Source organism: Streptomyces sp. YJ-C3 (assembly GCF_053891275.1).
Map to the genome: position 1 here is coordinate 93,664 of NZ_CM132685.1, position 22,077 is coordinate 115,740.

Sequence of the window (22,077 nt, forward strand, 5' to 3'; positions counted from 1 at the left end):
GCGATGCGCTCAGGGTACGTGGAGGGAGCTACCGGCAAGTACGGGCCAGGGGCCGTGGCTCCTGGCCCGACCGGCGGACCTACAGGCGACGGTCCCGCTCGTCGACCACGGTCGTCTGGTTCGGCGGCACGACCATGCGCCTGCGCCGCCCGATGCTGCGGAACGCGAAGACACCGATCAGCCCGACGATCATCAGGATCCAGCCGACGACGTCGAGGTTGACCCCCTTCATGTGCCAGTCGGTCGCGAAGGTGAGGATCGCCCCGACGGCGACCAGGATGATGCAACCTCCCAAGCTCATGAGGTCTGCCTCCCCATCAGTTGTGTGACGCGCGAGTACGAGTACGAGAGCCCCGGGTACCCGGGGCTCTCGACGTCACACAGGGGCAGGGCCCGGGATTCAGCCCTCCAGGAACGCGGTGAGCGCGTTCGCCAGCAGGAACGGGTCGTCCGCGCCGCACAGTTCACGGGCGCTGTGCATGGACAGGATCGCCGCGCCGATGTCGACGGTCTTGATGCCGTGCCGGGCCGCGGTGATCGGGCCGATGGTCGTCCCGCAGGGCATCGCGTTGTTCGACACGAACGACTGGAACGGCACGCCCGCCTTCTCGCACGCCGCCGCGAACACGGCCCGGCCCGCGCCGTCCGTCGCGTAGCGGTTGTTGACGTTGACCTTGAGGATCGGGCCGCCGTTGGCCCGCGGGTGGTGCGTGGGGTCGTGGCGCTCGGAGTAGTTCGGGTGCACGGCGTGCCCGGTGTCCGAGGACAGGCACACGGTCCCGGCGAAGGCCCGGGCCCGGTCCTCGTACGAGCCGCCGCGCGCGAACACCGAACGCTCCAGGACGCTCCCGAGCAGCGGCCCGTCCGCGCCGGTGTCGGACTGCGACCCGTTCTCCTCGTGGTCGAAGGCGGCGAGCACCGGGATGTACGGGAGGCCTCCCTCCTCGTCGCGTCTGCTGACCTCGGCGAGCGCGGCCGTGCAGGCGTGCACGGACAGCAGGTTGTCCATCCGCGGGCCGGCCACGAGCTCCTTGTCACGGCCCAGGTAGGCCGGCGGCTCGACGGAGTACGTCATCAGGTCCCAGCCGGTGATCGAGCGGCGCTCGAGGCCGTACTCGTCCTCGACGAAGGCCAGCAGGTCGCCCTCGTGCACATCGCCGCCCAGGCCCCAGATCGGCTGCATGTGCCGCTGCTTGTCCAGCTTCAGGCCGTCCGCGGTGACGGAGCGGTCCAGGTGGATGGCGAGCTGCGGCACGCGCAGCAGGGGCCGGTCGATGTCGATGAGCCGGTCGCTGCCGTCGCGCAGCGAGATCCGTCCGGCCAGGCCCAGGTCCCGGTCGAGCCAGGAGTTGAGCAGCGGGCCGCCGTAGATCTCCACGGCGATCTGGCGCCAGCCGTTGCTGCCCATGTCGGGCTGCGGCTTCACGCGCAGGTTCGGGGAGTCGGTGTGCGCGCCGACGATGCGGAACGGGGTGTGCGGGTGCGCTCCGCGCGGCACGTACCAGGCGATGACGGCGCCGCCGCGCGTCACGAACTTCCCCCCGCTGGTGCCGTCCCAGGCGTCGGTCTCCGCGACCTGCTTGAACCCCGCCTCCTCGAGCCGCGCCGCCACGGTCGCCACGGCGTGGTACGGCGTGGGGCTCGCCGCCAGGAAGGTCATCAGGTCGTCGGTGTGCCCACGATCGAAGGGGCCGGAGGGAGTGCGCATGCGGCCAGAGTAGTGCGGCTTCCAAGGGGCCTGCCTGCGGCGGCCCGGCGCCTGATCGTCCGCCGTCTCCCGTCTCGTCGGCGGGTGCCGGCCGGTGGGGGCGAGAAGCCCCGCCGGGGCGCGGCCGCCGACGAAGCAGTCACCCGGCGGACGCGCACGCGCAAAGAGGCCCGTCGCCCCCGAGCGGGGACGACGGGCCTCGGGCACGATCCGGCTCGGCGGAGCCTAGAACGCCGCCTCGTCCAGCTCCATCACGTCCAGCCCCGACTCGCTCGTGGCCTGGGCGAGCTTGCGCGCACCGATGACACCCGGCAGGACATTCGCCGCGAAGAACTTCGCCGCCGCGATCTTGCCCTGGTAGAACGCCACGTCCTTGCCGGCCGCACCCGCGGCGAGCTTCTCCGCGGCGACGGCAGCGCCCTTGAGGAGCAGGTAGCCGACGACCACGTCACCGGACGCCATGAGCAGGCGCGTGGTGTTCAGGCCCACCTTGTAGATGGCCTTGACGTCCTGCTCCGTGGCGGCCAGGTCCGTCAGCATGACGCCGACGATGGCCTCCAGCTCGACGGCCGCCTTGGCGAGGGCGTCGCGGGCCGCGCCCAGCTCCTCGCCGCCGGTCTCGACCGCGAGGAACTTCTTGATCTCCTCGGCCAGACCGTTCAGCGCGGCGCCCTGGTTGCGGACGATCTTCCGGAAGAAGAAGTCCTGGCCCTGGATCGCCGTGGTGCCCTCGTAGAGCGTGTCGATCTTGGAGTCGCGGATGTACTGCTCGATCGGGTACTCCTGCAGGAAGCCGGAGCCGCCGAAGGTCTGCAGCGACTGCGCCAGCTGCTCGTAGCCCTTCTCCGAGCCGTAGCCCTTCACGATCGGGAGCAGCAGGTCGTTCAGCGCGTGCTCGGCCGAGGCGTCCTCGCCCGCGGCCTCCTTGACCTGGATCGCGTCCTGCACGGAGGCGGTGTAGAGCACCAGGGTGCGCATGCCCTCCGCGTACGCCTTCTGCGTGAGCAGCGAGCGGCGTACGTCCGGGTGGTGCGTGATGGTGACCTTGGGCGCCGTCTTGTCCATGAACTTGGCCAGGTCGGGACCCTGGACGCGCTCCTTGGCGTACTCCAGCGCGTTCAGGTACCCGGTGGACAGCGTGGAGATCGCCTTCGTGCCGACCATCATGCGGGCGAACTCGATGATGCGGAACATCTGGCGGATGCCGTCGTGCTTGTCGCCGATCAGCCAGCCCTTGGCGGGGTGCTGGTCGCCGAACGTCATCTCGCAGGTGTTGGACGCCTTGAGGCCCATCTTGTGCTCGACGTTGGTCGCGTACACGCCGTTGCGCTCGCCCAGCTCGCCGGTCTCCCAGTCGAACTCGAACTTCGGCACGAGGAAGAGCGAGAGGCCCTTGGTGCCGGGGCCGTGGCCCTCGGGGCGGGCCAGCACGTAGTGGAGGATGTTCTCCGACATGTCGTGCTCACCGGACGTGATGAACCGCTTCACGCCCTCGATGTGCCACGAGCCGTCGTCCTGCTGGACGGCCTTGGTGCGGCCGGCGCCCACGTCCGAACCGGCGTCCGGCTCGGTCAGCACCATCGTCGAGCCCCACTGCTTCTCGACGGCGATCTCGGCGGCCTTCTTCTGCTGCTCGTTGCCCTCCTCGAAGAGGATGCCGGCGAAGGCCGGGCCCGAGGAGTACATCCAGACCGCCGGGTTGGCGCCCAGGATCAGCTCGGCGTGGGCCCAGATCAGGGAGCGCGGCGCGGTGGTGCCGCCGATCTCCTCGGGCAGGCCCAGGCGCCAGTACTCGGCGTCCATGAAGGCCTTGTAGGACTTCTTGAAGGACTCCGGGACCGGCGCCGTGTTGGTCTCCGGGTCGAAGACCGGCGGGTTGCGGTCGGCGTCGGCGAAGGACTCGGCCAGATCGTTCTCGGAGAGGCGGGCGACCTCTTCGAGGATGCTCTTGGCGGTGTCGACATCCATGTCCCCGAACGGGCCCGTGCCGTACAGCTTGTCGCGGTCGAGCACCTCGAAGAGGTTGAACTCGATGTCGCGGAGATTCGACTTGTAGTGCCCCATGGCGACGGCTCCGTAAAGGCTTGGGAGGTAGACCCGCTGCGGGGGCCCTTTCGTGTCGGGCTCCGGGATCGTCCTCGTACGCGTACCAACTAGTAGCTAACAGGATGCTACCCGTCGGTAATAAGAATCAACCCCCAGTGGGCCAAGTGTGACGAAGGCACCCCCGCACCGCCCTCGCCGCTCTGCCCGAGGCTCCTCTCACGCCCCTGCATCGCGCAAGAACCCCGTCAGCAACTTCCCCCATTCCTGCGGCCGTTCGGCGAACGGGAGGTGCCCCGTGGCGATCTCCGCCAGCCGGGAGCCGGGGATCGACGAGGCCAGCTCCCGGTGCAGGGCCGGGGGCACCAGGCGGTCGCCCGTCGTCGTGATCACCAGGGTCGGGGCCGTGATCCGGGCCAGGTCGGCGCGTACGTCCACCCGGGTGACCAGGTCCACGTGGTCCGCGGTGCCGGGCGGGACCGACGTGCCCACCTCCTTCAGGAGGGCCGCCAGCTGTCCGTCGTCCAGGGAGCGCAGCGCCTCCTCGCTCAGGGCGCGCGGCACCACGAAGCGGGCCAGCGGTTCCGGGGCGCCGGACACGGCGAGGGCGTGCCACAGCTCGGCGCCGAGCCGCAGGTCGTGGTCGGGCCGGGCGAAGGCGGCGGTGAGCAGCAGGGCGGTCACCCGCTCGGGATGCCGGGCCGCGACGCGCACCGCCACCGCTCCGCCCAGCGAGTACCCGGACACGGCGAAGCGGTCGAGGCCCTCGGCGTCGGCCGCGGCCACCAGCTGGTCGGCCAGGTCGTCCAGCCGGAGCGGGGACGCGGAGCGCGGCGTCGCGCCCGTGCCCGGGTAGTCGACGCCGACCACCGTGTGCGCGGCGCTCAGCATCTCCAGGACCGGGCCGTAGTTCGCCTCCACCGAGCCGCCCGCGCCGTGCGCCACGAGCAGGCCGGGGCCCGACCCCCGCACCGTGCGCGCGTGCGGGGCCGCTGCGTCGATCGCCTCGCCTGACATGGCCGTCCTCCCCCCCCTGGAGCGCGCGAAACCCTCGCACCCCATTTATGTATCGATGACTACAGAAAGACCGTAGCAGCCCCCGCCCTCATTTCTCTACTGTCCATTACAGAAATAATCCGGGCCCGCCGCCGCCCCGGCCCTCGGTACTCTTGCGCCCATGTACGGATACGAGCAGCACGCCGGAGGGGCCGCTGCCGGGCAGCAGTACGCGCCGCCGCAGCAGGGCGGGTACGGGCAGCAGGCGCCGCCGCTGTACCCGGAGCCGTCGCCGCCCTCGCTCCCCGACGCGGTCCGCGCGTTCACCACCGGCTCGATGTCCGCCGAGGACTTCCAGCAGATCTTCGCGTCGTCGAAGGTCTACTGCCCGCGCGGCGACAACCCGGGCTTCCTCGCCCTGCACAACACCCAGCAGCCGGTGATCCCCATGTTCACCACGCTCAAGGAACTGCGCCGGTACGCGGGCAAGGAGTCCAAGTACTTCGTGATCACCGGCGCCGAGGTGATCGACCTGCTGCCCACCGGGTACGGCTTCGTCCTCGACATGGAGGGCGAGCACCGGATGGTCTTCGACGCGAAGGCGGTCGAGCAGATGGTCGACTTCGCGATGCGCCGCATGTACGGCTGACACCCCGATCGACGACGGTGCGAAGGACGCCCGGAGGGAATTCCCTCCGGGCGTTCGTCGTTCCAGGTGGCAGAAAGTTCTACGTTCAACTAAAGTCGAGGCACGAGGACGCCAAGGAGGTCCCCAAAATGCCCGCTGTGACCGTCGAGAACCCGCTGACCCTGCCCCGTGTGGCCGCGCCGGCGGACGCCGTGGCCCGCCCGGTGCTGGCCGTGACGACCGCGCCCAGCGGATTCGAAGGGGAGGGCTTCCCGGTACGCCGCGCGTTCGCCGGGATCAACTACAAGTACCTCGACCCGTTCATCATGATGGACCAGATGGGCGAGGTGGAGTACGCCCCCGGAGAGCCCAAGGGCACGCCCTGGCACCCGCACCGCGGCTTCGAGACCGTGACGTACATCATCGACGGCACCTTCATCCACCAGGACTCGCACGGCGGTGGCGGCACCATCACCAACGGCGACACCCAGTGGATGACGGCGGGTTCCGGCCTGCTGCACATCGAGGCGCCGCCGGAGTCGCTCGTCATGTCCGGCGGCCTCTTCCACGGCCTGCAGCTGTGGGTGAACCTGCCGGCGAAGGACAAGATGCAGGACCCGCGCTACCAGGACATCCGCGGCGGCCAGGTCAAGCTGCTCACCACCGAGGACGGCGGCGCGCTGCTCCGCGTCATCGCCGGTGAGTTCGACGGCCACGAGGGCCCCGGCATCACGCACACGCCGATCACGATGGTGCACGCCACCGTCCGCCCCGGCGCCGAGGCGACCCTGCCCTGGCGCGAGGACTACAACGGTCTCGTGTACGTGCTCGCCGGCCGCGGCACCGTGGGCGCCGACCGGCGTCCGGTCCACATGGGCCAGACCGCGGTCTTCGGCGCGGGCTCGTCCCTGACGGTGCGGGCCGACGAGTCGCAGGACTCGAACACCCCGGACCTCGAAGTGGTCATCCTGGGCGGTCAGCCGATCCGTGAGCCCATGGCGCACTACGGCCCGTTCGTGATGAACACCAAGGCCGAACTCCAGCAGGCCTTCGACGACTTCCAGGCCGGCCGCCTGGGCGTCATCCCCTCCGCCGAGCGTCTGCCGCACACGTAAGCCCACGTGAGCACAGCGCTCCCCGAACGTGACGGCCCGCCGACTCTGCACCCGGCGGGCCGTCACCTGTATGCGGCCCCTCGTCCGTCCGGCCGCCCCTCCTTTGCATGACGCCTCGTCACCCGGCCGGACCGGTCCGGCGGGTGGGGGCGGCCCGGCCATGATCGGCTGGGCGGGTGCAGACCCGTCAGCAGCTCCTTCCCGAACCCGCCCGCCGCATCGGTGCCTGGTGCGCGGTGGCGCTGCTCGTCACCGGTGTCGCCGCGGTCGGCATCTGGCTGTGCACCGAGCTCAAGACCGCCGTGGTCCCGGTGCTGCTCGCCCTGCTCGGCACCGCGCTGCTGCGCCCCGTCTACCTCGCCCTGCGCCGCGCCAAGGTGCAGCAGTCGCTCGCGTCGGGCCTGACCTGCGCGCTGATCCTGATCGTCGTCGGCGGCGCCGGGTACATCGTCGTCGCGGCCCTGATCGACACCGGCGACCAGATCCTGGCCTCCCTGAAACAGGCCGCCAAGGACCTCTCCGAACGGTTCGGCACCGGCGCGCTCGACCTCGACCACCTCGCCGACAACGCCCAGGAACTGCTCAAGAAGTACGGCGGCGACGCGGCGTCCGGCGTGATCAGCGGGCTCAGCGTGGCCGGTGAGATCGTCGCCATGGCGGTCCTCGCGCTGCTGCTGTGCTTCTTCTTCCTGCGGGACGCCGGACGCTTCCGCCAGGCCCTGCGGCAGGCGGCTCCCGGCCCCGCGGGCGAGACCCTGGAGGCCATCGCGCGCCGGGCCTTCGCCGCGATCTCCGGCTTCATGCGCGGCACCACCCTGATCGCCCTCATCGACGCGACCTGCATCGGCGTCGGACTGCTCATCCTGCGGGTGCCCGGCGCGGTGGGACTCGCCGCGCTCGTCTTCGTCGGCGCCTACATCCCCTACCTCGGGGCCTTCATCTCCGGCGCGGTCGCCGTGCTCGTCGCCCTCGCCGACCGGGGGTTCATCATCGCCGTCTGGGCACTGGGCGTGGTCCTCGCGGTGCAGGTGCTCGAAGGGCACGTGCTCCAGCCGATGATCCAGTCGCGCACCGTGCAGATGCACCCGGCGGTGGTGCTGCTCGCCATCACGGCGGGAGCCTCCGTCGCCGGGATCCTCGGCATGCTGCTCGCGGTGCCGCTGACGGCCGCCGCGTTCGGCATCATCAACGAACTGCGCGGCCGCTACGGGGCCGGGTCCGCCGTTTCACGTGAAACGGCGTCGGGCTCGGCCGACGGCTCGTAGAACTCGAACCAGATGCTCTTGCCCTCGCCCTGAGGATCGACGCCCCACCGCTCGGCGAGCAGCTCCATCAGCACCAGACCCCGCCCGGACGAGGCGAGTTCACCGGGCCGGCGCCTGTGCGGCAGATCGTCCGAGGCGTCCGCCACCTCGACCCGCATCCGGCGCGGTCCCTCGCCGCCGCTGGCGACCTCGGCGACCATCAGGGCGTCGCCGTCGGTGTGCACCAGGACGTTCGTGACCATCTCCGAGATGAGCAGCACCGCCGAGTCGACCTGGTCCTCGTCCGCCCAGTCGTGCAGCAGCTCCCGCAGCTGCTGACGGGCGGCCGCGATCCGCTCCGGCTCGGCCTGGGCGATCGTCATCGCCGTGCGGCGGGCGGTGGTGGGTCCGGTCGACAGCGTCGTGCGCCGCAGCAGCAGCAGCGCTATGTCGTCCTCGCGGCGGTCGGCCAGCGGGCCGGTGGTGTAGTGCGAGGAGGGGCCGTGCACCGTCTGGACGAGGGCGTCGGCCAGCTCCTCCAGCTCCTTCGCGGCGTCCGACTCCAGCGTCGTGCGCACCCGCGACCAGCCGGTGTCGAGATCGTGCCCGCCCGTCTCGATCAGACCGTCCGTGCACAGCAGCAGTGTCTCGCCGGGCTCCAGGACGAGCCGGGTCGTGGGGTAGTCGGCGTCCGGGTCGACACCGAGCGGCAGCCCGCCGGCCGTGGGCCGGGTCATGACCGTGCCGTCGGCCATGCGTATCGCCGGGTCGGGATGCCCGGCGCGGGCGATCTCCAGCACCCCGGTCGCCGGGTCGGCCTCCACGTACAGGCAGGTCGCGAAGCGCGGATCGTCCGTGCTTCCTTCGGCCCCGCCGGTCCCCCCGTGGACGGTGTCGCCGATGCCGTGCAGGAAGCGCGAGGCGCGGGACAGGACGGCGTCGGGACGGTGCCCCTCCGACGCGTAGGCGCGCAGGGCGATACGGAGCTGCCCCATCAGGCCCGCCGCGCGCACGTCGTGGCCCTGGACGTCGCCGATGACCAGGGCGATGTGGCCGTTGGGCAGCGGGATCATGTCGTACCAGTCGCCGCCGACCTGGAGGCCGCCGCCGGTCGGCACATAGCGGGCCGCGATGCTCATGCCGGGGATCTCGGGGCCGAGATTCGGCAGCATCGACTGCTGCAGGCCGTCCGTCAGCTCCCGCTCGGACTCGGTGACCACGGCCCGCGACAGCGCCTGCGCCAGCATCCGCGCCACCGTCGTCAGGACCGAGCGCTCGTCGGGCGTGAAGGACACCGGGTAGGCGAAGCCCGCCATCCACGCGCCGATCGTGCGGCCCGCGACGATGAGCGGCAGGAACGCCCACGACTGGCGCTTGAACCGGGCCGCCAGCGGCCAGGCCGCCGGATAGCGGGTGCGGTACTCGTCCGGTGACGACAGATAGACCGCGCGCCCGTTGCGTACGACCTCGGCCGCCGGATAGTCCGTGGCCAGGTCCATGTCCGTGAAGGGGCCCTCGGCGCCCGCCTGCTGGCCGTGGTGGCCGATGACGTTGAGCCGGTCGCCCGCGACGCCGAACACCGCGAGGCCCTCCGGCGAGAACCCAGGCATCGACAGGCCCGCCGCGACCCGCAGCACCTCCTCCGTCGAACCGGCCTCCGCCAGCGCCCGGCCCGCGTCCAGCAGGAACGCCTCGCGCGAGCGCCGCCAGTCGCCGGTGACCGGCGAGCGGGAGGCGGCGCCCGGCGACGGCTCGCTGACCTCCTGGAGCGTGCCGATCAGCTCGAACGAGTCCGGGGAGTCACCGTGGACCACCGGCTTGGAGCGGCTGCGCACCGTACGGATGACCCGGCCCTGCTCGTCCATGATCCGCAGCCGGGCCTCGGCGAGGGTGCCCTCCGCGACGGCGAGCTGCACGATGCCGTCTATCTCGTTCCAGTCGACCGGGTGGAAACGGGCCCTGACCCCGGACTCCGTCAGCGTCAGCTGCTCCCCGGGCGGCACGGACAGCCCGAGGAGCCGGGCGGCCTCGGTGTCGAAGGTGACGAGGCCCGCCCGGTTGTCCCACCGCCACAGTCCGGTCGCGAGAGCGGCGAGGACGTCCTCCACCGGAGGGAGGGGCTCACCAGTGCGCATGGCCCCACTCTAAGAAGAGGTGATCGTGGACGGCCACCTCGACTGTTCGGAAAGCGATCTTGAGGCGGCCGGTACCCTTGGGGAGATCCGGGTTGTCTCCCCGGGAACCCCGAACGCAAAGGCTGGATGAACGACGATGCATCGGTACAGGTCCCACACCTGCGGCGAGCTCCGCGCCTCTGACGTCGACACCGACGTCCGGCTGAGCGGCTGGCTGCACAATCGCCGAGACCTGGGCGGCATCCTCTTCATCGATCTGCGCGACCACTACGGCATCACGCAGCTCGTCGCCCGTCCCGGTACCAAGGCCGCCGAGGTCCTCGACAAGCTGACGAAGGAGACGGTCGTCCGCGTCGACGGCAAGGTCGTCTCCCGCGGCGCGGACAACGTCAACCCGGAGCTGCCCACCGGCGAGATCGAGATCGAGGCCGCCGAGGTCGAGGTGCTCGGCGCCGCCCAGCAGCTGCCGTTCCAGATCAACCAGGACGACGGGGTCGGCGAGGAGCGCCGCCTGGAGTACCGCTTCCTGGACCTGCGCCGCGAGCGCATGCACAAGAACATCATGCTGCGCAGCGCCGTGATCGCCTCGATCCGCTCGAAGATGGTCGCCCTCGGCTTCAACGAGATGGCGACGCCGATCCTCACCGCGACCTCCCCCGAGGGCGCCCGTGACTTCGTCGTCCCGTCCCGCCTGAACCCGGGCAAGTTCTACGCGCTGCCGCAGGCCCCGCAGCAGTTCAAGCAGCTGCTGATGATCTCCGGCTTCGACCGCTACTTCCAGATCGCGCCGTGCTTCCGCGACGAGGACGCGCGCGCGGACCGTTCGCCGGGCGAGTTCTACCAGCTCGACGTCGAGATGAGCTTCGTCGAGCAGGAAGACGTCTTCCAGCCGATCGAGAAGCTCATGACGGAGCTGTTCACGGAGTTCGGCGGCGGCCGCGAGGTCACCAGCCCGTTCCCGCGCATCCCGTTCCGCGAGTCGATGCTCAAGTACGGCAACGACAAGCCGGACCTGCGCGCCCAGCTGGAGCTCGTCGACATCACCGACGTGTTCGAGGGCTCGGAGTTCAAGGCGTTCGCCGGCAAGCACGTGCGTGCGCTGCCGGTGCCGGACACCGCGTCGCAGTCCCGCAAGTTCTTCGACGGCCTGGGCGACTACGCGGTCGAGCAGGGCGCGAAGGGCCTGGCCTGGATCCGCGTCGGCGAGGACGGCACGTTCGCGGGCCCGATCGCCAAGTTCCTCACCGAGGAGAACGTCAAGGTCCTCACCGAGCGCCTCGGCCTGAAGGCCGGGCACGCCGTGTTCTTCGGCGCCGGCGAGTTCGACGAGGTCTCCAAGATCATGGGCGCCGTCCGTGTCGAGGCCGCCAAGCGCGCCGGGCACTTCGAAGAGGGCGTCTTCCGCTTCTGCTGGATCGTCGACTTCCCGATGTACGAGAAGGACGAGGAGACCGGCAAGATCGACTTCTCCCACAACCCGTTCTCCATGCCGCAGGGCGGTATGCAGGACCTGGAGGAGAAGGACCCGCTGGACATCCTGGCCTGGCAGTACGACATCGTCTGCAACGGCATCGAGCTGTCCTCCGGCGCGATCCGGAACCACGAGCCCGACATCATGCTCAAGGCCTTCGAGATCGCCGGCTACGACCGCGACACCGTCGAGCACGAGTTCGCGGGCATGCTCCGCGCGTTCCGCTTCGGCGCCCCGCCGCACGGCGGGATCGCCCCGGGCGTCGACCGTATCGTCATGCTCCTCGCCGACGAGCCGAACATCCGGGAGACCATCGGCTTCCCGCTGAACGGCAACGCGCAGGACCTGATGATGGGCGCGCCCACCGAGCTGGACGAGTCGCGCCTGCGCGAGCTCAACATCCAGCTGCGCAAGCCGGTGGAGAAGAAGTAACCCTGCACCTGGAAGGGCCCGGAACCGCTCGTGGTTCCGGGCCCTTCGCCGTACCGGCGGCTGTGCGGGGTCACTTTCCGTGATCGACCTGTCATTGTCGGAGGGGGCACTTAATGTGAAGACAGCACCTGATCCGCGATGACGTAGGTGGGGAGGCCGTCATGAGTCTCGTAGAGGAGCGGTCCGCCGTGGTCCTTGACCAGGACGAGTTCGAGCAGCTGGCGCGCGATGCCATACGGACGAATGAGTCACTGCGCCTGGAGTTCATCGACGGAAAGCTGGGGGCCAAGGCCGTGCCGGACGGCGATCACGACACGATCATCGAGTGGCTGACACGGCTGTGCATGCAGGCCGACCCGGGGCGCTGGCTCTACCCGGAACGGGGGCTGCGAGTGGAGACGTATCGGAAGGGCAATGCCCGGCCCGACGGCACTCTCGCTCCGAGCGGCACCTTCGCGGGCCAGGGCGAGTGGGCCAGCGCGGACGGGGTCGTCATGGTCGTCGAGGTCACGTCCAACGACCGTGACACCAATCAGCGCGACCGTGTCGAGAAGCCTCGTGCCTATGCCGAGACCGGCATCCCGGTCTACCTGCTGATCGACCGGGAAACCGGCGAGGTGAAGGTGCACTCCCAGCCCGACGGAGTCCGCTACGAGCAGGTGGTGACGGTGCCGTTCGGTAAGTCGGTCACCCTGCCCGATCCGGTCGGCATCGAGCTCGATACGGCGCCGCTGAAGGACTGGGCGAGCTGAGCGACGGCACGTGGAAGGCCCCGGAACCGCGATCGGTTCCGGGGCCTTCCACGTCAGGGCGTCAGGAGGCCGGCTCGCCGCCGAAGCGCTCCTTGTAGGACTCCAGGTCCTCGTCGGTGATCTTGGCGAAGAGGACCGGGGGGACGGTGAACGCGGTGCCCGCGGGGACCTTCGTCAGGGACTTCGCCTCGTCGGCCGTCACCCACGTCGCGGTGTCGTCCGTGAGGGTGAACGCGGCGCGCATGGCGGCGGCGGACGCCGGGATGAACGGCTCGGAGACCACCGAGTAGAGGTGGATCAGGTTCATCGCCGTTCGCAGGGTCAGCGCGGCGCCGTCCTTGTCCGTCTTGATCTCCAGCCAGGGGGCCTTCTCCTCCAGGTAGGAGTTGCCCGCGGACCACAGGGCGCGCAGCGCGGCCGCGGCCTTGCGGAACTGGAGGGCCTCCATCTGCTCCTCGTACTCGGCGAGGAGGCGGGAGATCTCGGCGCCCAGGTTCGCCTCCGCCTCGCCGGGCTCGCCGCCCGCCGGGACGTCGTCGCCGAAGCGCTTGCGGGAGAAGGACAGGACGCGGTTCACGAAGTTGCCGAGGGTGTCGGCCAGGTCCTTGTTCACCGTCGCCGTGAAGTGCTCCCACGTGAACGACGAGTCGTCCGACTCCGGGGCGTTGGCGATGAGGAAGTAGCGCCAGTAGTCGGCCGGCAGGATCGCGAGCGCCTGGTCGGTGAAGACACCGCGCTTCTGCGACGTGGAGAACTTGCCGCCGTAGTACGTCAGCCAGTTGAAGGCCTTGAGATAGTCGACCTTCTTCCACGGCTCACGGACGCCCATCTCCGTCGCCGGGAACATGACGGAGTGGAACGGCACGTTGTCCTTCGCCATGAACTCCGTGTACCGGACGTCGGCGGCGCCCTCGGGCTCGTACCACCACGACTTCCAGTCGCGGTTCGCCGGGTCCTGGTCGGCCCACTCCTTCGTCGACCCGATGTACTCGATCGGGGCGTCGAACCAGACGTAGAAGACCTTGCCCTCGGCGGCCAGCTCCGGCCAGGTGTCGGCCGGGACCGGGACGCCCCAGTCCAGGTCGCGGGTGATCGCCCGGTCGTTCAGGCCCTCGGTCAGCCACTTGCGGGCGATGGACGAGGACAGCTGCGGCCACTCGTCGGCGACCTCGTCGATCCAGGTCTCGACCTCGCCCTGGAGCTTCGACTGGAGCAGGAAGAGGTGCTTGGTCTCGCGGATCTCCAGCTCCGTGGAGCCGGAGATCGCGGAGCGCGGGTCGATCAGGTCGGTCGGGTCCAGGACACGGGTGCAGTTCTCGCACTGGTCGCCGCGGGCCTTGTCGTAGCCGCAGTGCGGGCAGGTGCCCTCGACGTAGCGGTCCGGCAGGAAGCGGCCGTCGGCGGGCGAGTACACCTGGCGGATGGCCCGCTCCTCGATGAACCCGTTCTCGTTCAGCTTGCGGGCGAAGTGCTGGGTCAGCTCCGCGTTCTGCTCCGACGAGCTGCGGCCGAAGTGGTCGAAGGCCAGCTGGAAGCCGTCGTAGACCGCCTTCTGCGCGTCGTGCGCCTGCGCGCAGAACTCGGCGACCGGGAGGCCCTGCTCCTTCGCGGCCAGCTCGGCCGGGGTGCCGTGCTCGTCCGTGGCGCAGATGTACAGCACGTCGTGGCCGCGCTGGCGCAGGTAGCGGGCGTAGACGTCGGCCGGGAGCATGGACCCCACCATGTTGCCCAGGTGCTTGATCCCGTTGATGTACGGAAGGGCGCTGGTGATGAGGTGTCGAGCCATCGGGGGCTGCTCCCAAGTCGAGACGAGGCGTTGCGCGGAGTGACGAATTTCGTCCGCGGAATCTAGAAATCGTATCCGACATGGGGTGGCCGCCCGCGCGGTGTTTACTGCGCGGACGGCCGGGATGGGACGGGACGCCGGTTACGGGCGCCAGGCCGCCAGTACGCCGTCGTACAGCTCGGCGTCGGTCAGCTCGCGCGGGGCCGGGCCCGCGTGGAAGAAGGCGGCGTTGTCCGCCTTCAGCTTGCGCAGGTAGTCGAAGCCCTTGGCGTCGTGCTCGCCGAACGCGACGAACTGGAAGAACAGGGGCAGGTGCGCGGCCGCGGCCAGCGCCTCGTTCGCCGGGCGCTGGACGTCCGGCGGGCCGTCCGTCTGGAAGACGACCAGCGCCGGGGCGGCCGGGTCGTCGCTCTTCTCGTGCTGCGCCACGACCTCCTCGATGGCGCGGTGGTAGCTGGTGCGGCCCATCCGGCCGGCCGCCGCGTGCCACTCGTCGACCTTGTTCTCGTACGCGTCCAGGGCGAGGTCGCCGGTGGCGTCGATGTCGGTCGAGAAGAACACCGTGTGGACGGTCGGGGTCCCGCGCTCGTCGAGGTGGGCGGCGAGGGCGAGGGTCTGCTCGGCCAGGGCGCTCACCGAGCCGTCCTTGAAGTACGGGCGCATGGACCCGGAGCGGTCGACCACGAGGTACACCGTGGCGCGGGCCCCGGTGAGCCCCTGCTTCTTCAGGGCGGTCCCGGCGGCCTTGTACGCGGCGGTGAGGCCCGGGGCGCGGGTCTTCACCTTGGCGGCGGTGTGAGCGGGGCGCGCCGCGGGTTTGGCCGGTTCTTCGCCGGTGGGGCTGTCTTCGGTGCGGGGGGTCGTGGCGGGGGTCTTGTCGGCGCCCTTGTCCTCGGTGCCCGGGGTTGTGGTTTCGCCGGCGCTGTCGTCGGCGGCCCTGTCCTCGGTGCTCGGGGTGGTGGTGCTGGCTGCGACGGGGGTGCCGCCCTCGTCCTCGGTGCCCGGCGCCGGGGGCTGTGCCCACCCGTCCCGCCCAGCGGGACGATTGCCCACAGCGGGGGCTGCCTCGTCCGCGGCGGGCTCCGCCGGAGCCGGGGCTTCCGCCTTCGCCGGGCTCTTGGCCTTGGCCGCCTTCGCCCGAGCCTTGGGCTTCGCCGGGGTCTCGACCTCGGCCGGGGTCTCGACCTCGGCCGGAATCCCCGCCGCCGGGGTCTCCGCCTCAGCCGGGGTCTCCGCCTCAGCCGGGGCCTCGACCTTGGCCGGAGCTGCGGTGTCGGTCGGCGCATCGACCGTCACCGGGGTTTCTACCTCGGCCGGAGCTTCCTTTGCCATCGGGGCATCGACCTCAGCCGGGGTCTCTACCTTGGCCGGAGCCTCCGCCGCCGGGGTCTCCGCCTCGGCCGGAGTCTCTACCTTGGCCGGAACCTCCGCCGTCGGGGTCTCCGCCTCGGCCGGAACCTCCTCCGCCGCCGGAGCCTCGACCTCGGCCGGAACCTCCTCCGTCACCGGAGCCTCGACCTCGGCCGGAGTCTTCTCCGGGGCGGGGGCCACTCGTTCCGTGCCGAGTGGCTGGGCCGGCTTCGGTACCGCGACGTTGTCGAAGGCCGCGGACACCAGGTCGTCGGCTGCCCCCGTCGACGGTCCGGGCACCTTCGGCTTCTCCGTGGACGCGGCCGGCTCCGGCGACGGTGCCGGCAGCGTGACCTCCGGTTCCGCCACGGCGGCGGACTCCGTGTCCCTCTTCCGGGACCGCCCGAACGCGTTCCGCAGCAGATCCAGAATGCCCATGTGCGCAACCTTCCGCATGAGTTGGTCCCCAAAGTCCCTGGAACCCCTGGCCAGGGCGGACACGTAAGGTTAGCCGCCACGGACCGTGATCTTGGGAAGGGTCGGTCCGATCGGCCGAGCGCGCAACTGCCGCCCTCCCCGGACAGGTTCACTCCCCGTTCACGCGCCGTCCCCCCGCACGCACCCGCACCCCCCTAGCGTCGCGCCCGACACGAATCGCAAAGGGGAGGAAAAGCGTGCGCAAAATGCTGCCGCTGGTCACGGTCAACGGGGGTCACGCCGGGGGGCGTTCGGCACTGACATGCCGGTTCCGGTGCGGTGACGCCTGTTTCCAGGAGGTGCCCAACACCAGCGACAACGAGTACGTCGGCGACGTGATCGCCGGCGCGCTCAGCCGCCGTTCGATGCTGCGCACCGCCGCCGTGGTGACCGTCGCGGCCGCCGCCGGTTCGGCGGTCGTCGGGACGGGCGCGCCGAGCGCCCGGGCCGCCACCGGTGGCGCCGCCGCCCCGGCCTCGTACGAGAGAGGTGAACGCGGGGCGCGCGGGCTGCGGTTCGCGCCGGTCGCGCCGAACACCGCCGACACGGTCACCGTTCCGCGCGGGCACGCCCAGAACGTCGTCATCCGCTGGGGCGAGCCGATCCTGCGCGGGGCGCCCGCCTTCGACCCGGAGAAGCAGAGCGGCCGGGCGCAGGCCGGGCAGTTCGGGTACAACAACGACTTCCTGAGCCTGCTGCCGCTGCGCGGGGAGCGCGGGCGCCAGGTCCTCGTCGCCAATCACGAGTACACGGACGAGGTGTTGATGTTCCGGGGGTACGACCCCGCGAACCCCACCCGTGAGCAGGTCGAGGTGGCCTGGGCCGCGCACGGGCTGTCCGTCGTCGTGGTCGAGGAGAGCCGCAGGAGCGGTGCCCTGAACGCCGTCTCCCGGCACCACCTCAACCGCCGTCTCACCGCGACCAGCCCGTTCCGTCTGTCCGGGCCGGTCGCGGGCAGCGCGCTCGTCCGTACGAAGGCGGACCCGCGCGGCACCACCGTCCTCGGCACGCTCAACAACTGCTCGGGCGGCACCACCCCGTGGGGCACCACGCTGCACGGCGAGGAGAACTTCAACCAGTACTTCGCGAACGCCCAGGACGTGACCGACCCGACCGTCGCCGCCCGCCTCAAGCGGTACGGCGTCGGCGGCGGCGCCTCTGAGCGGAAGTGGGAGCGGTTCGACGAGCGCTTCGACCTGACCCAGGAGCCGAACGAGGTCAACCGGTTCGGCTGGGTCGTCGAGCTCGACCCGTACGACCCGGACTCGACGCCCCGTAAGCGCACCGCCCTCGGCCGCTTCAAGCACGAGGCCGCGCAGCCGCGGCTGACCGCCGACGGCCGGCCCGTCGTGTACATGGGGGACGACGAGCGCTTCGACTACTTCTACAAGTTCGTGAGCAGCAAGCGTGTCGCCAAGGGCGGCTCGCGGGCCGCGCACGAGCACAACCTCACCCTTCTCGACGAGGGCACGCTGTACGTCGCCAAGCTGACCGGGAACTCCCCGGCGGGCGAGATCGACGGCTCCGGGAAGCTGCCCTCCGACGGGGAGTTCGACGGCGGCGGTACGTGGATCCCGCTGGCCACCGCCTACGCGCACGGCCGCGCCGTGTCGCACGTCGAGGGCATGAGCGCCGACGAGGTGTACCTCTTCACGCGGTTCGCCGGTGACAAGGTGGGCGCCACCAAGATGGACCGGCCCGAGGACATCGAGCCGTCGCCGCGCACCGGCAAGGTGTACGTCGCACTCACCAACAACACGGACCGCGGCAAGGCGGGCAAGGCCGGCGCGGACGAGGCCAACCCGCGCAACCTCAACAAGCACGGGCAGATCCTGGAGCTGACCGAGCACCGCGACCGGGCCGAGGCGACGTCCTTCGGCTGGTCGCTGTTCCTCGTGGCCGGTGACCCGGAGGACCCGGCCACGTACTTCGCGGGCTTCCCGAAGGACCGGGTCAGCCCCATCTCCTGCCCGGACAACGTGGCCTTCGACCCGCACGGCAACCTGTGGATCTCGACGGACGGCAACCAACTCGGGTCGCACGACGGCCTGTTCGGGGTCGCCACCCGTGGTGAGCGGCGCGGTGAGCTGAAGCAGTTCCTGACCATGCCGACCGGGGCCGAGACCTGTGGTCCGCTGGTGCAGGACCGGCGTGTGATCGTCGCCGTGCAGCACCCGGGCGAGGTCGACGGCGCCTCCGTGGAGAAGCCCGCGAGCGCCTGGCCGGACGGGCCGGGCCGGATCGTGCGGCCCGCGGTGGTGTCCGTGTGGCGTGAGGACGGCCGCGACATCGGCGTCTGACTCCCGGCAGATACGGAAAAGGCTGTCGGGGCGTCCCCCGAGGGCGCCCCGACAGCCTTTCCGTACGGTCTCGTTACGTCAGTTGTTGTGCTTGCGGCGGTAGACGGTGAAGCCCAGGCCGGCCGCGCCGAGCGCCGCCGCACCGGCGCCCGCGGCGATCAGCGGGGTCTGGTCGGAGCCGGAGGTGTGCGCCGCGACGTTCTCCGCGCCCGCCTTCACGCCGCCCTGCGGGAGCGTGCGGTCGCCGCCCGTGTGCGGGACGACCGGGGCGGTCTTCTTGTCCTGCTGCCCGTGCTGCCCGTGCTGCCCGTGCTGGTTGTGCTTGCCGGAGCCGTCGAGCCACGAGGTGACCGTGCCGTTCGACTTCAGGGCGACGTGCAGACCGTTGTGCTGCCCGTACGCCGTCCTGTCCTTGGCGTCGAGGGTGTCGAGCTTCTTGCCGTGGGCGTAGATGTCGGCCTGGTAGTGGCACGGGTCCAGCTTGTAGACCTTGGCGACCGAGACCCCGTCGGCCAGCTCGACCGTCTTCACGTAGTGCCGCTTGGCGTCCGGCACCGGCTTCGGGTGGCCGTCGGTCCAGGACTTCAGCGTGCCGTCCGGGTCGAGGACGATGTGCAGGCCGTTGTTCATGGCCTTCGCCGTCTTGCCGTTCGCGTCGACCGTGCCGAGCTTGGTGCTGCCGTCGTAGATGTCGGCCTGGTAGTGGTGGGCGCCCAGCTTGTAGATCTTCGCCGTGGAGCCGTCGGCCAGCTTGACCGTCTTCACGTACACGCGCTTGTGGTCGGGCTTCGGCTTGGGCGCCGGGGCCTTCTTCGACGTGATGGTGCCGTCGGCGGACAGCGTGAACGTGCGGTTGCCGATCTTGGTGCTGGCGTCGTCGATGTACGCCTTGAGGTGGCCCTTGACCGTGCCGTTCTGCGAGATCTCGGCCCTGGCGGACCGCGCCGAGGCGTTGACGTCGACCTTCGCGGACCAGCCGTCGCCCAGGTTCGTGGTGCCCTTCGACTCCCAGCCGCCCGGGACCGGCGGGTCGGTCTTGTCGCCGCTGCCGTCCTGGTCGGCGGTGAGCTGACCGCTCGGGGTGAGCTGGAAGACGTAGCCGCCGGTGGTGGTCTTCGCGGCGGAGCCGTTCGCCTTGAGGGTGGTGACGAGGGCGCCGCCCTTGAATATGTCGGCCTCGGCGCCGTTGCTGCCGACCGTGTAGACCTTGGCGGAGAAGCCCTCGGCCAGGTCCACCGAGTTGATCAGCTTCCGGGCGTTCTGGTCCTGGTCCTGGTCGGGGTCCTGCTTGCCCTGGTTCTGGTCCGTGGTGTCCGTGGTCCCCTGGTTGCCCTGGTCGTCGGTGCCGTCCGTGCCGTCCGTGCCGTTCTGGGTGCCGTTCTGGTCCTGGTCGCCGGCGGTGACCGGCTGGGGCGCGGGCGTGGTGTCCGCGAAGGCGGCCGTGGCCGGGACGGCCAGGGCGGCGATGGCGCCTGTGGTGATCGCGGCGGTGCGGAAGGTACGTCGGGTGGCGCGCATGGTGCTTCCCTCGAGGATCGGTCCGGCCTGACGGCCAGTGGTCGTACAGAAGATTTGTCCGTTTCTGCGCCCCTTTGCGGTGGCGACGGATATGAAGTTAGAGCCGCCGTGTGTGCGTGGCCCGTACGTCGTGTAACAGCCGTGCCCACAGCCGGTCGCACTCCTGTAAATGGGTCAAAACCCCAGGTCAGGCCGGGTCCTGGACCTTCGTCCCGAATGTTGAGGGGCCTAGGTCGGTGCCCTGCAGGGAGAGCCGCTCCTGGTAGGCGGGGGCCTGGCGCGCCGCCTCTCCGTACGCGGCGCGCAGATCCGGCAGCACCGCGTCGAGCAGCGCCTCGGTGCGGGCCGCCAGCAGCAGCCGGACGCCCACGGGGTCGCCGTGCAGCGGCCGGATCGCCATGTCGGCGCGGGAGCGGGAGGTGGGCTGGCACAGGGCGACGACCTCGCCGGTCGCGACGAGGGACGCCGCGGTGAGGTAGTCGCCGTGCAGGACGCGCGGGTCGATGCCCGCGGAGCGCAGGGCGCGCAGCAGCCCGTCCCACTCGCCGTCCACGGTCGGGTCGACCATCCACCGGTCGCCGGCCAGGTCGGTGAGCCGGACGACGCTGCGCCGGGCCGCGGGATGGTCCGTGGCGAGCGAGACGAACTGCGGTTCGCGTTCCACGAGGACCCGGCAGACCAGGCCCGGCGGCATCCGCAGCGGGCTGCCCTCGACCTCGTGCACGAACGCCACGTCGAGCCCGCCCTCCGCGACCTGCCGCAGCAGCGCGTGCGCGGAGACGTCCACGCGCAGGGTCGGTTCCGTGCCGAGGGCGGCGGTGCTGGTCCGCAGCCGGCGCAGCCAGCCCGGCAGGGCGCGGCTCGCGGTGGACCCGATGCGCAGCCGGCCGGGGCCCTCGCCCGTGGTGGCGGCGGTCGCGCGGGTCTCCTCGACCAGGGTGCGCAGCCCGTCGACCAGCGGGCGGGCGCGGGTGAGCAGGACGCGGCCGAGCGGGGTGGGGCGGCAGCCGGTGCGCTCGCGGGTGAACAGCCGGCCGCCGAGGAAGTCCTCGATGCGGCGCAGTTGGGTGCTCAACGCGGGCTGGGTCATGCCGAGCCGGCGGGCCGCCTTGTGCAGGCTGCCGGTGTCCTCGATCGCGCACAGGGCGCGCAGGTGCCGCACGTCCAGCTCCATGGGCGTCGAGGGTAAGCCGGTCGCGTGGGTCGCACCAGTACGCCTCACGGGTTCCGTCCGGACCCGGTGGTGCCCCAACGCCCGGGTGATAACCCGGAGTTATCGCCAAGTGCCATCATTCCCAGGCGCCCCTCAGGCCCCCACAATCTCTTGCATGACCATGACACCACCCCCCACAGTCATTCGTCTCCTCGCGTGCGCGTTCGGCGCGGGGCTCACCGTCACGGCGCTCGCGGCCGGCCCGGCCACCGCGCAGACGCAGCCGCAGGCGGCGGCGCAGGCCCGCTACACGGGCTCCGCGGAGGAGGCCGCGGCCAACAAGGCGTTCTTCGAGGCGGTCGTGAAGTCCGTCGCCGAGAAGCGGGCGGCGAACCCCGCCGCCGCCCAGGTCACCGTCACGTACGACGCTTCTGGAGCCCCCACGTTCCAGCAGCAGATAGCGAACAGCGCGTCGATCTGGAACTCGTCGGTGTCGAACGTGAAGCTCCAGGCGTCGTCCGGCGGCGGCGACTTCTCGTACCGCGAGGGCAACGACGCCCGCGGTTCGTACGCGTCGACGGACGGCCACGGCAGCGGCTACATCTTCCTCGACTACGCGCAGAACCAGCAGTACGACTCCACGCGCGTGACCACGCACGAGACCGGGCACGTGCTCGGCCTGCCGGACCACTACGAGGGTCCGTGCAGCGAGCTGATGTCGGGCGGCGGCCCCGGCCCGTCCTGCACCAACGCGTACCCGGACGCCAATGAGAAGTCCCGGGTCAACTCGCTCTGGGCCAACGGGTTCGCCAAGGCGCTCCAGAAGGCGGGGGCGCTCCGCTAGGGGGCGGGTTCCGGATCACCGGGTGCCGATGGAGGTGCGTGGCCGGCCGCGGCTGTCGTCGTGGCCGGCCACGCCCCGCGGCGGAGCCGCTGATCGACACAGCCCCGCGCCCCTGAGGCGCGCGC

Annotated in this window: 16 protein-coding genes; 7 read left to right on the plus strand and 9 right to left on the minus strand. The window is 70.9% G+C overall.

Annotated features, from left to right (window positions below; translation table 11 throughout):
• Positions 1 to 79: 79 nt before the first annotated feature.
• The 4 genes from ACVHNB_RS00445 to ACVHNB_RS00460 form a co-directional block, all read right to left on the minus strand.
• Entirely contained in the window at positions 80 to 301 is a 222-nt protein-coding gene (locus ACVHNB_RS00445; RefSeq protein WP_428953492.1) for a DUF6458 family protein, read from the minus strand.
• A 99-nt stretch (positions 302 to 400) separates the two neighbouring features.
• Complete coding sequence (locus ACVHNB_RS00450; protein WP_456227171.1) at positions 401 to 1,708, minus strand: M18 family aminopeptidase; 1,308 nt, start codon at positions 1,706 to 1,708, stop codon at positions 401 to 403.
• 225 nt (positions 1,709 to 1,933) lie between these two features.
• Positions 1,934 to 3,772 (minus strand): acyl-CoA dehydrogenase, encoded by a 1,839-nt coding sequence (locus ACVHNB_RS00455; protein ID WP_428953490.1) that lies wholly within the window; start codon positions 3,770 to 3,772, stop codon positions 1,934 to 1,936.
• 198 nt (positions 3,773 to 3,970) lie between these two features.
• The gene (locus tag ACVHNB_RS00460) at positions 3,971 to 4,768 is read right to left on the minus strand and encodes an alpha/beta fold hydrolase (protein WP_456227172.1); all 798 of its coding nucleotides are present in this window, start codon (positions 4,766 to 4,768) and stop codon (positions 3,971 to 3,973) included.
• Positions 4,769 to 4,928: 160 nt separating this feature from the next.
• Between ACVHNB_RS00460 and ACVHNB_RS00465 the strand changes: the two genes are divergently transcribed.
• From ACVHNB_RS00465 to ACVHNB_RS00475, 3 genes are all read left to right on the plus strand, one after another.
• Complete coding sequence (locus ACVHNB_RS00465; RefSeq protein WP_428953488.1) at positions 4,929 to 5,396, plus strand: SseB family protein; 468 nt, start codon at positions 4,929 to 4,931, stop codon at positions 5,394 to 5,396.
• Positions 5,397 to 5,524: 128 nt separating this feature from the next.
• Positions 5,525 to 6,490: a pirin family protein gene (locus tag ACVHNB_RS00470; protein WP_428953487.1), complete on the plus strand. Its 966-nt coding sequence runs from the start codon at positions 5,525 to 5,527 to the stop codon at positions 6,488 to 6,490.
• A gap of 176 nt (positions 6,491 to 6,666) precedes the next feature.
• Positions 6,667 to 7,755, plus strand: coding sequence for an AI-2E family transporter (locus ACVHNB_RS00475; RefSeq protein ID WP_428953486.1), 1,089 nt, complete (start codon positions 6,667 to 6,669; stop codon positions 7,753 to 7,755).
• On the opposite strand, the gene ACVHNB_RS00480 is transcribed toward ACVHNB_RS00475, so the two are convergent.
• On the minus strand, positions 7,695 to 9,869 hold the full coding sequence (locus ACVHNB_RS00480) for an ATP-binding SpoIIE family protein phosphatase (RefSeq protein ID WP_456227173.1): 2,175 nt from the start codon (positions 9,867 to 9,869) through the stop codon (positions 7,695 to 7,697). The genes ACVHNB_RS00475 and ACVHNB_RS00480 overlap by 61 nt on opposite strands.
• A gap of 136 nt (positions 9,870 to 10,005) precedes the next feature.
• Between ACVHNB_RS00480 and aspS the strand changes: the two genes are divergently transcribed.
• The gene (gene aspS / locus ACVHNB_RS00485) at positions 10,006 to 11,772 is read left to right on the plus strand and encodes an aspartate--tRNA ligase (protein WP_428953484.1); all 1,767 of its coding nucleotides are present in this window, start codon (positions 10,006 to 10,008) and stop codon (positions 11,770 to 11,772) included.
• Between the two features lie 161 nt (positions 11,773 to 11,933).
• Positions 11,934 to 12,524, plus strand: a complete 591-nt coding sequence (locus ACVHNB_RS00490; RefSeq protein ID WP_456227174.1) for a Uma2 family endonuclease — start codon at positions 11,934 to 11,936, stop codon at positions 12,522 to 12,524.
• 61 nt (positions 12,525 to 12,585) lie between these two features.
• Here the strand turns inward: ACVHNB_RS00490 and metG are convergent, their stop codons facing one another.
• Together metG and ACVHNB_RS00500 are read right to left on the minus strand one after the other, a co-directional pair.
• Positions 12,586 to 14,310: a methionine--tRNA ligase gene (metG, locus tag ACVHNB_RS00495; RefSeq protein WP_428953482.1), complete on the minus strand. Its 1,725-nt coding sequence runs from the start codon at positions 14,308 to 14,310 to the stop codon at positions 12,586 to 12,588.
• Positions 14,311 to 14,451: 141 nt separating this feature from the next.
• The gene (locus ACVHNB_RS00500; protein WP_456227175.1) at positions 14,452 to 16,098 is read right to left on the minus strand and encodes a VWA domain-containing protein; all 1,647 of its coding nucleotides are present in this window, start codon (positions 16,096 to 16,098) and stop codon (positions 14,452 to 14,454) included.
• Positions 16,099 to 16,334: 236 nt separating this feature from the next.
• Here ACVHNB_RS00500 and ACVHNB_RS00505 point away from each other — a divergent pair, with 236 nt between their 5' ends.
• Positions 16,335 to 18,437 carry a PhoX family protein gene (locus tag ACVHNB_RS00505; protein WP_456227176.1) on the plus strand — a complete coding sequence of 701 codons (2,103 nt, stop codon included), beginning with the start codon at positions 16,335 to 16,337 and terminating at the stop codon, positions 18,435 to 18,437.
• A 78-nt stretch (positions 18,438 to 18,515) separates the two neighbouring features.
• Here the strand turns inward: ACVHNB_RS00505 and ACVHNB_RS00510 are convergent, their stop codons facing one another.
• Positions 18,516 to 19,955: a hypothetical protein gene (locus ACVHNB_RS00510; RefSeq protein ID WP_456227177.1), complete on the minus strand. Its 1,440-nt coding sequence runs from the start codon at positions 19,953 to 19,955 to the stop codon at positions 18,516 to 18,518.
• Between the two features lie 187 nt (positions 19,956 to 20,142).
• The gene (locus ACVHNB_RS00515; RefSeq protein WP_428953478.1) at positions 20,143 to 21,129 is read right to left on the minus strand and encodes a LysR family transcriptional regulator; all 987 of its coding nucleotides are present in this window, start codon (positions 21,127 to 21,129) and stop codon (positions 20,143 to 20,145) included.
• A 160-nt stretch (positions 21,130 to 21,289) separates the two neighbouring features.
• On the opposite strand from ACVHNB_RS00515, the gene snpA reads away from it, so the two are divergent.
• On the plus strand, positions 21,290 to 21,952 hold the full coding sequence (gene snpA / locus ACVHNB_RS00520; protein ID WP_456229010.1) for a snapalysin: 663 nt from the start codon (positions 21,290 to 21,292) through the stop codon (positions 21,950 to 21,952).
• Positions 21,953 to 22,077: the final 125 nt, after the last annotated feature.